This window comes from Caulobacter sp. GW821-FHT09A05 (assembly GCF_059418465.1).
This window is the reverse complement of the sequence record NZ_JBWKPX010000012.1, coordinates 32624-45748: the sequence shown is the minus strand read 5'-3', so window position 1 is coordinate 45748 and position 13125 is coordinate 32624. Positions and strand designations below refer to the sequence as shown.

Here is a 13125-nt window from a genome sequence, read left to right as displayed (position 1 = left end):
GGGGCCGGCCCACGAATGGACCGGCCCTCAGGGGCTTCACGAGGAGAGTGAAGATCAGAAGGTGGCGCGCGCCGTCAGGGTGTAGGTGCGGCCGTCATAGTCGACCCAGCGCGAGACCCGATGGTCGTTCTCGTATTCGAACCGCTTGGCGTTGGTCAGGTTGTAGGCGTCCAGCGACAGGGTGAAGGTGTCGGTCACGTTGTAGGAAGCCGACAGGTCCAGCTGGCCGCGCGCCTTCACCGAACGGGCGCCGCCGGTATAGGTGCCGTTGGCGTTCAGCGGGTAGTCCGAGCGATAGTTGTAGACCGCGCGCACGCCGTACTTCGGCGTCTCGTAGTAGCCGATCAGGTTGACGTTGTGCTTGGAGATGCCCGGGAACGGCGCGATCGCCGGACTCTTCGACGTCGTGTAGGCATAGTTGAAGCTGCCGCCGAAGTTCGCCCAGAAGCCCGGCAGGAAGTCGAGGTTCTGCTGGATGTTGAACTCGACGCCCTCGACCGTGGTCTTCTTGTCGAGGTTGTAGGCGCCGCTGGCGTTGACGTGGACCTGCTTGGTGGCGCTGGAGAGGCTGGTAGCGTTGCAGTAGGTCCCATCCCAAGACAGGGCGCCGAAGCCCCAGGTCGAGCCGTCGGCCGGGCACAGCAGGGCCGGATCCGAGGTCGAGGCGATGCGGCCAGTGATGTTCTTGCGGAAATAGGCCAGCGAGATCAGGCCGTTGGGGCGATTGTACCACTCCAGCGACAGGTCGAAGGACTCCGCCAGATAGGGCCGCAGCTTGTTGTTGCCGATCGCCACCGAGACGTCGTAGACGCTGACCGAGCCTGAGCTGAGGCCGGTGTTCAGGATCTGGCCGGGATTGACCTTGGTCGACGGCGAGTATTGACGCGGGTGCGGGCGCACATAGGTCTTGTAGTAGGCGCCACGCAGGATCAGGTCGTCGGTGACGTCGGCCACGAAGATCGCCGACGGCAGGAAGTAGTCGTACTTGTTGACGTATTGGTCGGTCTTGAAATCGTTCGGCGAACCGATCGAGTCGACCGGCGGCTTCGTCCGGTCCAGAGTCGTGATGGTGTTCTTGGTGTCTTCGTAGCGGCCGCCGAAGTTGCCGCGCACGCCGTGGCCGAAGATCTCGGTGTCGTACTTGGCCTGGATATAGAACTGATTGATATCGTTCTCGTTGGTGAAGTTCTTGTCGTAGTAGGCGCCGTCCGAGTATTGGATGTTCAGGCCCGTGGGCGACAGGCTGCCGCCCGGATAGACCGCGACGGGGGTGACCGCGTTCAGGAAGCCGCGGATGTCCAGGGTCTGCCAGTTCTTGGTGTAGTTACCGGCGGCGCCGCCCATGAAGTCTTCGACGAACGGGGCGGTGCTCAGCATGCCAGGCGTGATCTTCGACAGCTGAATGCCGTAACCGAACACGCGATAGCCGGTCGACACGAACTTCTCGCGCTCGAAGCGGGCGCCAGCCTGGATGCTCTTGATCGGACCCCATTCGACGAAGCGCTCGCCGTCCAGGCTTAGGCTGTTCAGGTCGTTCTTGGCGTAGCTTTGCGAGCCCTCCATGCCCAGACGGGCCGAGCTGTTGGCCGATGTGCCGTTGTTGTAATACGAGACCGGGTCGTTGACGCCACCCCAGGTCCAGACGGCGCCCGCCGGGCCCAGCGAATTCTGCGGGCTTAGCTGGGTGACGTAGGAGAAGCCGCCGATATCGTCCAGGCCGGTGGAGATGGAACCGTTGATGCCGTTGCCGCCCGCGCGGGTGGGGTTGACCACGTCGACCGAGGTCTCGACCGAGGCGTTGGAACCCGACGACAGGCTCAGGGCGGCGGCCAGGCGCCACTTGTCGTTGCTCCAGTCGATGTTGCCGATGACACCGTTCGACTTCTGGTGCTGCGAGTACAGACGCGTCGACGACAGCCCGTTCATGTTGGTGAAGTCGTAGCTTTCGTACAGGTAACGGCCGTCATTGGTCTGGATCGGCGTTCCGGTCGGCGTGATCACCGTACCCGCGCCCGGGGTCGAGGACGGCGCGACGTAGTTGATCAAGAAGTACTGGACGGTGTCGGGCAGGTTGCGATCGGTCGAGAAGCCGATCAGGCCGACCTTGGTGTTGTCGTTCGGCTTCCACTCGACGCCGGCCGCGCCCGACCAGACCTTGCCCACATTCATGCGGGTATACTGACGAATGGCGCTGTTGGCCCAGAGGCCGTTGGTGCTCTTGGAGCCGGTGTTGCTGGTGACATAGGGCGTCGCGTTCGCCTGCGACAGGCCCAGGGCCTGGCCCAGCGAACGACAGTACGAGGTCGTGTTGCTGGCGCAGGCGGTCGGGGAGAAGTACTGGCCGTAGGCGGCGTTGAACTGGGTCGGCGTCAGGCCCGTCATCGCCGAGGTCAGATAGTCGTAGTTGTTCAGCCGGATCGTATCGCGGCGGAAGTTCTCCTTCTTGTAGGCGATCGTTCCGAAGACGGCGAAATCGTCCGTCAGGTGCTTGTTGTAGCCGATCGTGGCGGCCGGGGCGTTGAGGTCGCCCAGGGTGTTGTGCTCGTAGGACAGCTTCACCGAGCCGCCGTCCTTGCGCGACAGGGCCGGGGCGATCTGCATGTCGACATTGCCGGAAAGGCCGCCGGACACGGTGTTGGCCATCGGCGACTTCTGGATCACGAACGCCGAGAAGATGTCGGAGTTGAACGCGCCCAGCGGCGAGCCCTGGTTGTCGCGCAGCAGGGCGGGTCCGGCGAACGACTGGCCGTTCAGGGTGTTGCGGGCGTATTCGCCCGGCATGCCGCGCAGGTTGATGGTGGCGTCGCGGCCCTCGGCCTCGCGGTTGATCTGGACGCCCGGGATGCGCTGGAGGGCTTCGCCGACGTTCAGGTCCGGAAAACGGCCCAGGCCGTCCGAAGAGATGCCGTCGGTGATCTCGACGGCGTTCTTCTTGGCCCGTACGGCGTTGGCGTAGCTCTGCTTGAAGCCCGTCACGACGACCGCGTCGAGCGTATCGCCCTGGGACGCGGCCTGCGGCGCGGCCGCCTCTTGGGCCGCGGCGAGCGCGGGCGCTCCGCCGATGAAGGTGGCCGACAGGAGCGCGACCTTCAGGGCGCGCGCGGATCCGGTTCTCAAGCTCAAGTCATCCCTCCTTGCGTACCGAGCCGCCTTGGCGCGGCCCTTATTGGCCTGACCTCTTCATGTTTCCCACCCGGCCAGCCACAGGCAATTTCTCATATAAATATTATTTTGTGAATGAAAAGCTTTTGTCGCAGGCGGAGATTTTCATTAAAATATTGATTTTATTAGCAATATTCCTTCGTCCTGGCGGGGCGGAGAATTCTTACCTGCACACATGTTGGAACAAGTATTTCAAATAGTGGAATTGGTCAGGCCAAAAGCCGACCGTCGCCACGGTCCGGCGACGGAGACGGAAAGGCGCGCGCCCGACTTCCCGGAAATCGCGGCTCGTGATCCGCGGCCGGTCCGCGATGACGACGGCTGAGCCGCTGAAAGCCGCGAAACGACGGACGGAGTGGGGACGGGGAGCCGGGCCACGACGCCGGCCGCCTCGCGGTCCAGGAAGGTCTGGTCCAGAGACGGAGGCGATGCATCGCCGCGAACGACCGCCGGTGAACCCCAGGCCTAGAACGGCTTCCGAGAGTCGGGCCGCCCGCAGCCCGCGTCCAGGACAGGGCGCATGAAGCTGCGCTGGTAGCTGACGATGCAGCGTGTCCGGTCGGCCAACGCCAGGGCCTCCCGGCATCCGGGATCCCCCGGGATCCTCGCGCGATAGGCCTCGTAGGCGGCCAGGCTGGGAAAGCTGAACAGCGCCACGGCGATGTTGTTGGGGCCTTCGCCGGGCAGGAAGTAGCCGTGATGGATCCCGCCCATCCGGTTGACCAGCGGGATCCACAGTTTCGCATAGGCCTCGAACTCGGCCAGCTTGTAGGGGTCGATGACGTAGCGCAGGTAGCAGGTGATCATGCGGGGTCTCCGTTCCGCGACCTAACCTGGATGGGGCGCAAGGCGGCCGTCGCTCCTGGAAGAGAGGCCCAGAAGCGACGGCTCCGGGTTACGCCGTCATCGCTCCCGGCTTCGGGCCCGTGGCGAACTGCAAGCCTTCGTCGTGCCAGCCGGTGACGCCGCCAATCATCAGCTTCACGGGACGGCCCAGCATCGCCAGCTTCAGCGCAGCGCGGTCGGCGCCGTTGCAGTGCGGGCCTGCGCAGTAGACCACGAACAAGGTTTCGGCCGGCCACGCCGCCATGCGTTCGGCCGTGATCTCGGCGTGGGGCAGGTGCAGGGCGCCGGGCAGGTGCCGGCGGGCGTAGGCCTGGGGCGTGCCCACCACGTGCAGCAGCACGAAATCGACCTCGCCGGCCCGGATCGCCGCCGCCACGTCGGCGCAGTCCGTCTCGAGGCTGAGCCGACGGGCGAAATGGGCGGCGGCTTCCGGCGACGGCGCGGCGGGAATGGCGGAAACAAAGCTCAAGATGGCCTCCTCTGCTGACGGGGAGACTTGCCCCAGACGGCCGTCCGGGGTTAGCAGGCACGATCGCCATAGACCGTAAAGATCATGCCAAACCCATCGCGCGTTTCCGGTCCCGCCAACCGGCCGAAGAACCTGAAGGTCGTCGCCCTGGCCTATGACGGCCTGCGCACCTTCGAGTTCGGGTCGATGGTCGAGCTGTTCGCCCTGCCCCGGCCGGAAATGGGTCCCGTCTGGTATGAGTTCGCCACGGCGGCGATCGAGCCGGGCCCCCTGCGCGGCCTGGGCGGCGTCCAGGTCGTCGCCGACGGGGGACTCGAGCTGGCCGAACGGGCCGGCACGATCATCGTCGCGGGCTGGCGCGGCGCCGACACGCCCGTGCCCGCATCGCTGATCGAGGCGCTGCGGAAGGCCCACGCCAACGGCGCGCGGGTGTTGTCGGTCTGCTCGGGCGTCTTCGTGCTGGCGGCGGCCGGCCTGCTGGCGGGGCGGCGGGCCACCACCCACTGGCATGACGTCGACAAGCTGCGCGCCCGCTATCCCGACATCGATGTGCAGCCCGACGTGCTCTATGTCGACGAGGGCCAAGTCCTGACCTCGGCCGGCAGCGCCGCGGGCCTGGACCTCGGCCTGCATCTGATCCGCCGCGACTTCGGCCCGGAGGCGGCCAATATCGTGGCCCGGCGGCTGGTGATCCCGTCGCACCGCGACGGCGGCCAGGCCCAGTTCATCCAGCGGCCGGTTCCGACCGCGCACGAGGCCTCGCGCCTGTCGCCGATCCTGGACCGCATGCGCGCCGACCTCTCGCGCGAGCACACGATCAAGGCCCTGGCCGACGCGGCCGGCATGAGCCCGCGCACGTTCCTGCGGCGGTTCGAGGCCGCCACCGGCACGACCCCGGCCCGCTGGCTGCTGGCCGAGCGCCTGGCCCAGGCCCGAGAACTGCTGGAGACCACCCCGGCCGGCGTCGAGCAGATCGCCCACGCCGTCGGCTTCGGCGCCGCGGCCCTGCGCCACCACTTCAGGAAATCGCTGGCCACCACGCCCCAGGCCTATCGGGCGCGGTTCGGGGGCTAAACAGTGGGATTAGCGAGACGGCGGGAACAAGGCCGCCAACTTCTGGAGATAGGCCGCGCGGAACAGGGTTGAGGCAAGCCGCCCGACCTGCTTTCCCGTCTGCGTGTCGAAAGCCCCATAGCCTGGCGCCGCCGCACCGTCGTGGACAACGCCCGCGCGGAGTTCGGCGCGGTCACGCGCCACCGCCCAGCCGACCTCAAGGGCGGCCAGGTAGCCGCCGCCGTTTCGAAGCAAGTCACCGGCGCAGGCCGCAGCGGCCAGGGCCAGCGAAAGGCCGGCATAGCCTCGCAACCGTTCCCGCCAGGATCTGATCATGTCCGGCGGCATCGGGATCTCCCGCCCGTCCCGCCCCAGCGGCGTCATCGCGTCCCCACCAAGCTTGACCGTCGACCCAGCATCGCTGGAGCCGGAGCAAAAGCCCTGCTCGCGCGGAAGGTGTCGCTCGACACAAGGTCGCACTACCGTAACGAACTCGCCGCGAAATGACCTTGGTCGCGCCGTTGCGAAGCCCCGTTCGGATCCCAATCTCTTACTCGACGCGGACAACCCGGCTTCTCCCCCCCGGCCGGCCCCAGCGTCCCTAGAAGCGCAGCGTCCGTGCCCTCCCCCTCGGCACGGGCGCTGTTTGCGTTTCGGGCCTTGGCGGCCGCTCAATCGAACATTGTTCTGGTAACGCTAACATTCCGCGCTATCCTGCGGCCCGAAACCTTCCGTCCGTCGAGACCGAAGGATCACGGGAGCGAAGCGGTCATGCGGGCATGGGCCTACGCCTTGACGATCCTGGTCGCGTGCGGCGCCGCCCGGGCCGCCACGCCGCCCCGTCCACCGGCGAGGCCGCCGATCGTCTCGGTGTCGCACCTGGCGGTTCACGCGGCCGACCCGGCCAGGAGCGAGGCCTTCTACCTCCATGACCTGGGCGCGGTGAAAGGGCCCGACCCCGAAAACCCCAAGGGCGCGCGCTACTACTTCAGCCCCACCCAGTTCGTCGAGGTCCTGCCCCCGCCGCCCGGCCCGCCGTCCATCGACCGGCTGGACCACGCCGCCTTCAACACCACTGACGCCGAGGCTCTGCGCGCCTACCTGGCCTCCAAGGGCGTGACCGTTCCGGGCCGGGTCGAGACGGGCGCGGACGGCGGCCGCTGGTTCGACGTTGCCGATCCCGAGGGCGTGCGGATCCAGTTCGTCCAGCCGCCGGCGACCCCACCCGCCATCGCCGTCAATCCGCTGTCCAGCCGCATCATCCATGTCGGCTTCATCGTCCACGACCGGGCGCGGCAGGACGCCTTCTATCGCGGGATCCTGGGTTTCAGGCCCTACTGGTTCGGCGGAATGACGGACGAGGCGCCGTCCTGGGTCTCGCTGCAGGTTCCCGACGGGTCCGACTGGCTGGAATACATGATCGTCGCCCCGCCCGACGGCCGCGGGCCGCCGCCCGGCATGAGCCAGGCCACGGCCGGCGTGCTCGACCATTTCTCGCTGGGCGTGCCCGACACCCGCCTGGCCTACACCCTTCTGTGGAACGGCGGACGCCTCGAGGGCCAGAAGGAGACGCCGAAGATCGGCCGCGACGCCAAGTGGCAGCTCAACCTGTTCGACCCCGACGGCACGCGCGCCGAGATCATGGAGTTCCACGCCGTCGGCAAGCCGTGCTGCTCGCCCTTCACCGCCGACGATCCCAGACCCTAGCCACGACAATCCGCTTGAAGCCGAAGGAGAGACCGATGCCCATTTCCAGACGCAGCCTCCTGGGCGCGGCCGGCGCCTCGGCGGCCCTGGCCCCCGCCGTCGCCAAGGCCAGGGCGGCGCAGGCCGCCCCGTCCGACAAGGTCGGCTTCGCCATCGTCGGCCTTGGCAAGCTGAGCCTGGGCCAGCTGATCCCCGGCCTGAAGGTCGCCAAGGGGGCCCGGCTGGCGGCCGTGGTCAGCGGCCATCCCGACAAGGCCCGCCGGGTCGCCGCCGAAAACGGCCTGCCGGCCGACGCGGTCTACGGCTACGACGACTACGACCGCATCGCCAAGGATCCGCGCATCCAGGTCGTCTATGTGGTGCTGCCCAACGCGATGCACGCCGACCACACGATCCGGGCGCTAAAGGCGGGCAAGCACGTGCTGTGCGAGAAGCCGATGGCCACCAGGATCGAGGACGCCGAGGCGATGATCGCCGCCGCCAAGGCCGCCCAGCGCCACCTGATGATCGCCTATCGCTGCCACTACGAACCGATGAACCTGGACGTCATGCGCCGCCTGCGCGCCCGGTCGCTGGGGCGGGTCCGGCAGATCAACACCACCATGGGACGGCAGGCCGACCCTTCCGATCCCTCCGACGCCTGGCGGCTGGACGGCGAGATGTCCGGCGGCGGGGCCCTGGGCGACATGGGCGTCTACGGGATCAACGCCGCCCGCTACCTGCTGAACGAGGAGCCGATCGCCGTCCAGGCCTGGGCCCAGACCGACCGGTCCGATCCCCGGTTCAAGGAGACGCAGGACCTGATCAACTGGCAGTTCCGCTTTCCCTCGGGCGTGATCGCCAACGGCTCCACCTCGTTCGCCTACGCCCCGACCATGGCCTTCGAGGCGATCTGCGAGCGGGGCCGGCTGATCGCCGATCCGGCGGCCTTCTACGGCGGCAACCGCCTGACCGTGGTCAAGGGCGGCCAGGCCCAGCCGCCGGTCCCCGCCCCGCCCGGCGACCAGTTCGCCCGTGAGATGGACTGGATGGCCGACGTGGTGCGCGGCAGGGCGCCGATGGTCTCTCCCGGCGAGGAGGGACTGCAGGACATGCGCCTGATGCAGGCGATCCTGGAGTCCGCGGCCAAGGACGGGGCGACCGTGCGGACGGACTGGGGGTACAGGCGAGCGGTCGATCCGGCGGTCGCGGTGGATGCGCCCAAGACCATCTGACTTACCCCTAAAAACTCCGCTCATCCCGGCGAATGCCGGGACCCAGATGGAAGGGCGGCGTGGCTGACGCCAGGTGCGCTGAGCCCTTCCAGTCATGCGCTCCGCCAAGGGATCTGGGTCCCGGCATTCGCCGGGATGAGCGGATGAAGGGGAAAGTCACCTCCCCCGCAGCAACCGCCACCAGCTCTCCGCCAGCGCGTCCAGCAGCGGTTCCAGCGGGGCCGAGGCGCGCTGCACGAGCATCACGTAGGACAGGCGCTCGAACTGCACGAGCTGCATCAGCATCCGCGTGCGCGCCGCCGGCCGCTCGGCGTCGGAGAACCGCGCCAGGTAGTTGGGCATGGCGTCGATGAACAGGTTGATGAAGCGCAGGTAGTCGTCGGCGAGGCCGGGATCGGCGACATTGGCCTCGGTGGCCACGGCCAGCAGGTTGCGGCGCTCCTCGGTCTGCTCGGCCATGCCCTGGGCCAGCCAGGCGCGGACGTCCGCCAGGCTCGGATCCGGGATCGCGTCGAGCGCGGCGAAGGTGGCCTGGATGTTGGGGACCAGCCGGTCGCCGATGGCGTTGGCCACGTCCTCCTTGTTGCGGAAGTGCAGGTAGAAGGTGGCGCGGTTGGCGCCGGCCTCGGCGGCGATCTGCTCGATGGTCACCGCCCTGAAGCCGCGCCGGCCGAACAGGGCCACGGCGGCGTCGACCAGCCGCTCGCGGGTCAGCCGGCGCTGGGCTTCGCGCAGGCCGCCCGTTCGCTCCGCCGATCTCGCCAAGGTTCGTTCTCCGCCATTGCGTGCGTCGCGGACAGACAGTTGTTCTCCGGCGTTCGCCCAAGACGCGGAGCGCTCGGAGACGAGCGTCCGTCCCGTCCGATCCACGAAGGTTCTGCCACGTCCCCAGATTCGACGCTAGTCGATTGACTCGACATGTGTCGTCTGAACTACTCGCCGACGCCACGCGACGGAGCGCGCGGGCTCACAGGGAGGACGCCCATGGCCATGCAGCTTGTCAGCGAAACCGCGTCCGACGGAATCCCGGGCCCCGGCGCCCCGACACTGTTTCCGACGCTGGACGGGATCGACCTCTCCAACATCGAGCAGTTCACCCGCGGCCAGCCCTATGGCGACTTCGCCCGGCTGCGCGCCCAGGCCCCGGTCATGTGGCACCCCGAGCCCTACGGCGGGCCGGGCTTCTGGGCGGTCACCCGCCACGCCGACATCATGGCCGTCGAGGCCGATCCCCAGACCTTCTCGTCGCGCAAGGGCGGCATACTGATGGCGCATGGCGACCCGCAGAAGCGCCACGCCCTGCTCTATCGCGCCTCGATGGACGCCATGATCAATCTCGACGGCGCCGAGCACCTGCAGCTGCGCCGCGAGCACATGGCCTATTTCACGCCGGCCTATCTGCGCGGGGTCGCCGAGGCGGTGCGGGCCGAGGTCGGCCGGCTGCTGGACGAGATGGCGCCGCTGGGCCGCTGCGACCTGGTCGAGGCGTTCTCGTCCAGGCTGCCGCTGTTCACCCTGTGCGAGATCCTGGGCGTGCCGGCCGAGGACCGCGGCAAGTTCCTGACCTGGATGCACTACCTGGAGATGGCCCAGGACCTGGCGCTGAAGCAGCACCTGGCCCCGATCGAGCCGACCCTGGAGCTGATGCAGTTCGTCCAGGACTTCAACACCCAGGTCGAGGCGATGTTCGAGTACGGCCGGACCATGCTGCACAAGCGTCGGCTGGAGCCCAGGGGCGACCTGATGAGCGCCATCGCCCGCGCCCAGGTCGACGGGACCCTGCTCAGCGACGAGTACCTGGACGGCTCGTGGCTGCTGATCGTCTTCGCCGGCAACGACACGACGCGCAACACCCTGTCGGGCACGATGAAGCTCTTGACCGAATTCCCCGACCAGAAGGCGCGGCTGATCGCCGATCCGTCGCTGATCGGCGGGGCGGTCAACGAGTTCATCCGCATGGTCAGCCCGGTGATCTACATGCGCCGCACCGCGACCCGCGACGCGCGGATCGCCGGCCAGGCCATTCGCGAGGGCGAGAAGGTGGTGATGTACTACGGCGCGGCCAACCGCGACGAGGCGGTGTTCGCCTACCCCGACCGGCTGGACATCACCCGGACCAACGCCGACAAGCACATCGCCTTCGGCTACGGCCCGCACGTCTGCATCGGCAAGCGGGTGGCGCAGATCCAGCTGGAAGAGGCCTACCGCCAGATCCTGGGCCGCTTCCCCGATATCCGCTGGACCGGCGGGATCGACATCGCCCCCAACAACTTCGTCCACGCCATCAGTAGGCTGGACGTCGAATTCACTCCGGGCGGGACGGCCTGAGACGGAACGCGAGGCCGCCGGAACAGGTCCAGGGATGACGGCGGGGTGGGAACGCGGAAGCGAACTCACAAACTTCCGCTCATAAGCCCTATCAGCCCTAGCCAAGTCGCCGCCCTGGCCCCATCTGGCTCAGGCGGCCCGGTTCCAGGGCGGGACGGCCGCTCACCAGGGGCCCCATGGCGATCATTTCCGTTTCCGGTCTGACCAAGACCTATGCTTCAGGCCACCAGGCCCTGAAGACCGTCGACCTCGACATACGCAAGGGCGAGATCTTCGCCCTGCTCGGCCCCAACGGGGCCGGCAAGACCACGCTGATCAGCATCATCTGCGGCATCGTCAATCCCAGCACCGGGACGGTGACGGCCGACGGCCACGACGTGGTCAAGGACTACCGCGCCGCCCGCACCAAGATCGGGCTGGTGCCGCAGGAGCTGCACACCGACGCCTTCGAGACCGTCTGGGCCACCACCAATTTCAGCCGCGGCCTGTTCGGCAAGGCCCCGAACCCCGCCTATATCGAGAAGATCCTCCGCGACCTGTCCCTGTGGGACAAGAAGGACGCCAAGATCATGACCCTGTCGGGCGGCATGAAGCGACGGGTGATGATCGCCAAGGCCCTGAGCCACGAGCCCACCATCCTGTTCCTGGACGAGCCCACCGCCGGCGTCGACGTCGAGCTGCGCCGCGACATGTGGGAGATGGTCCGCAAGCTGCGCGAAAGCGGCGTCACCATCATCCTGACCACCCACTATATCGAAGAGGCCGAGGAGATGGCCGACCGGATCGGGGTGATCAGCAAGGGCGAGATCATCCTGGTCGAAGACAAGGACGTGCTCATGCGCAAGCTGGGCAAGAAGCAGCTGACCCTGCAGCTGCAGAGCCCGCTGGAGGCCATCCCCGCCCGTCTGTCCGACTATCCGCTGGAGCTGGCGGCCGACGGCCACGAGCTGGTCTACACCTTCGACGCCCAGGCCGAGGAGACCGGCATCGCCGGCCTGCTGCGCCGCCTCTCCGAGGAGGGCGTCGACTTCAAGGACCTGCACACCAGCCAGAGCTCGCTGGAAGACATCTTCGTCAGCCTGGTGAGGGCGCCGCAATGAACATCCACGCCATCAAGTCCATCTACCGCTTCGAGATGGCGCGCTGGTTCCGCACCCTGGCCCAGAGCGTGATCTCGCCGGTGCTGTCGACCAGCCTGTATTTCGTGGTGTTCGGCTCGGCGATCGGCTCGCGCATGCAGGCCATCGACGGGGTCAGCTACGCGGCCTTCATCATCCCGGGCCTGATCATGCTGTCGCTGCTGGGCGAGAGCATCTCCAACGCCTCGTTCGGCATCTACATGCCCAAGTGGGCCGGCACGATCTACGAGCTTCTGTCGGCGCCCGTGTCGTGGATCGAGACGGTGATCGGCTATGTCGGGGCGGCGGCGACCAAGTCGGTGTGCCTGGGCCTGCTGATCCTGGCCACGGCCCGGATCTTCGTGCCCTACGAGATCGCCCACCCGTTCTGGATGCTGGGCTTCCTGGTGCTGACGGCGATCACCTTCAGCCTGTTCGGCTTCGTGATCGGGGTCTGGGCCACCGACTTCCAGAAGCTGCAGATCGTGCCGATGCTGGTGGTCACGCCCCTGACCTTCCTGGGCGGCAGCTTCTATTCGATCAGCATGCTGCCGCCGATCTGGCAGAAGATCACCCTGTTCAACCCGGTGGTCTATCTGGTCAGCGGCTTCCGCTGGAGCTTCTACGGCGTGTCGGACCTCAACCCGATCGTCAGCTTCGGGGCGACGCTCTGCTTCCTGGCCGCCTGCCTGACGGCGGTGTGGTGGGTGTTCAAGACCGGGTATCGGCTGAAGGTCTAGACGTGGCCGGGGGCATGCACGTGGCAGGTTCCCGTCACTTCACCGTCAGCACCGCGCCATCGACGGCCACCACCAGCACCCGCTGGCCCGCCGCCGGGGCCGCGCCGTCGGTCGCGACCGCGGCCCAGTCCTTGCCGTCGACGAACACCCGGCCCTTGCCGTTGACGAAGGCGTCCAGCACCTCGCCATCGCGGCCGACCAGGCGCAGCGACGGGTCGTTGAGGTCGGGGTTCTTGGCGTCCAGCACCGGCCTGAGGAATCGCCGGGCCAGATAGGTCGTCGCGATGGTCAGCACCGCGAACAGGGCCAGCTCGACCGGCAGCCCCAGGGGCGCGGCCAGGGAGAGCAGCCCCACCAGGAAGGCGCTGGCGGCCGGCCACAGCAGCCAGCCCGTGCCGGTGGCCACCTCGACCGCCAGGAAGATCGCCGCCACCGCCAGCCAGACCCAGAACGGATGGGTCGCGTAGAACGCCATCAGGCCGTGCATG

12 protein-coding genes are annotated in these 13125 nt (G+C 67.6%); 6 read left to right on the top strand and 6 right to left on the bottom strand.

Features of this window, described 5'->3' with window-relative positions; genetic code table 11:
* Positions 1 to 54: 54 nt before the first annotated feature.
* The 3 genes from AC07NX_RS13260 to AC07NX_RS13250 form a co-directional block, all read right to left on the bottom strand.
* Entirely contained in the window at positions 55 to 3123 is a 3069-nt protein-coding gene (locus AC07NX_RS13260) for a TonB-dependent receptor (protein WP_494642340.1), read from the bottom strand.
* Positions 3124 to 3627: 504 nt separating this feature from the next.
* Positions 3628 to 3969 carry an NIPSNAP family protein gene (locus AC07NX_RS13255; RefSeq protein ID WP_494642339.1) on the bottom strand — a complete coding sequence of 114 codons (342 nt, stop codon included), beginning with the start codon at positions 3967 to 3969 and terminating at the stop codon, positions 3628 to 3630.
* An 88-nt stretch (positions 3970 to 4057) separates the two neighbouring features.
* A complete protein-coding gene (locus tag AC07NX_RS13250; protein ID WP_494642338.1) occupies positions 4058 to 4477 on the bottom strand; it encodes a rhodanese-like domain-containing protein in 420 nt (139 codons plus the stop codon).
* Between the two features lie 84 nt (positions 4478 to 4561).
* Here AC07NX_RS13250 and ftrA point away from each other — a divergent pair, with 84 nt between their 5' ends.
* Entirely contained in the window at positions 4562 to 5551 is a 990-nt protein-coding gene (gene ftrA / locus AC07NX_RS13245) for a transcriptional regulator FtrA (protein WP_494642337.1), read from the top strand.
* Between the two features lie 9 nt (positions 5552 to 5560).
* Here ftrA and AC07NX_RS13240 read toward each other — a convergent pair whose 3' ends face one another.
* The gene (locus tag AC07NX_RS13240; protein ID WP_494642335.1) at positions 5561 to 5878 is read right to left on the bottom strand and encodes a hypothetical protein; all 318 of its coding nucleotides are present in this window, start codon (positions 5876 to 5878) and stop codon (positions 5561 to 5563) included.
* A 423-nt stretch (positions 5879 to 6301) separates the two neighbouring features.
* Between AC07NX_RS13240 and AC07NX_RS13235 the strand changes: the two genes are divergently transcribed.
* Positions 6302 to 7237 carry a VOC family protein gene (locus AC07NX_RS13235; RefSeq protein ID WP_494642334.1) on the top strand — a complete coding sequence of 312 codons (936 nt, stop codon included), beginning with the start codon at positions 6302 to 6304 and terminating at the stop codon, positions 7235 to 7237.
* Positions 7238 to 7272: 35 nt separating this feature from the next.
* Positions 7273 to 8451: a Gfo/Idh/MocA family protein gene (locus AC07NX_RS13230; protein WP_494642333.1), complete on the top strand. Its 1179-nt coding sequence runs from the start codon at positions 7273 to 7275 to the stop codon at positions 8449 to 8451.
* Positions 8452 to 8607: 156 nt separating this feature from the next.
* On the opposite strand, the gene AC07NX_RS13225 is transcribed toward AC07NX_RS13230, so the two are convergent.
* Entirely contained in the window at positions 8608 to 9216 is a 609-nt protein-coding gene (locus tag AC07NX_RS13225; RefSeq protein ID WP_494642332.1) for a TetR/AcrR family transcriptional regulator, read from the bottom strand.
* A gap of 225 nt (positions 9217 to 9441) precedes the next feature.
* Here AC07NX_RS13225 and AC07NX_RS13220 point away from each other — a divergent pair, with 225 nt between their 5' ends.
* The 3 genes from AC07NX_RS13220 (at position 9442) to AC07NX_RS13210 (ending at position 12637) form a co-directional block, all read left to right on the top strand.
* Positions 9442 to 10779, top strand: coding sequence for a cytochrome P450 (locus AC07NX_RS13220; RefSeq protein WP_494642492.1), 1338 nt, complete (start codon positions 9442 to 9444; stop codon positions 10777 to 10779).
* Between the two features lie 176 nt (positions 10780 to 10955).
* Positions 10956 to 11879, top strand: a complete 924-nt coding sequence (locus AC07NX_RS13215; RefSeq protein ID WP_494642330.1) for an ABC transporter ATP-binding protein — start codon at positions 10956 to 10958, stop codon at positions 11877 to 11879.
* Positions 11876 to 12637, top strand: a complete 762-nt coding sequence (locus tag AC07NX_RS13210) for an ABC transporter permease (RefSeq protein ID WP_494642329.1) — start codon at positions 11876 to 11878, stop codon at positions 12635 to 12637. The genes AC07NX_RS13215 and AC07NX_RS13210 overlap by 4 nt, the downstream gene beginning before the upstream one ends.
* Before the next feature lie 34 nt (positions 12638 to 12671).
* Here AC07NX_RS13210 and AC07NX_RS13205 read toward each other — a convergent pair whose 3' ends face one another.
* On the bottom strand, positions 12672 to 13124 hold the full coding sequence (locus AC07NX_RS13205) for an NfeD family protein (protein WP_494642328.1): 453 nt from the start codon (positions 13122 to 13124) through the stop codon (positions 12672 to 12674).
* Between the last annotated feature and the right edge of the window lies 1 nt (position 13125).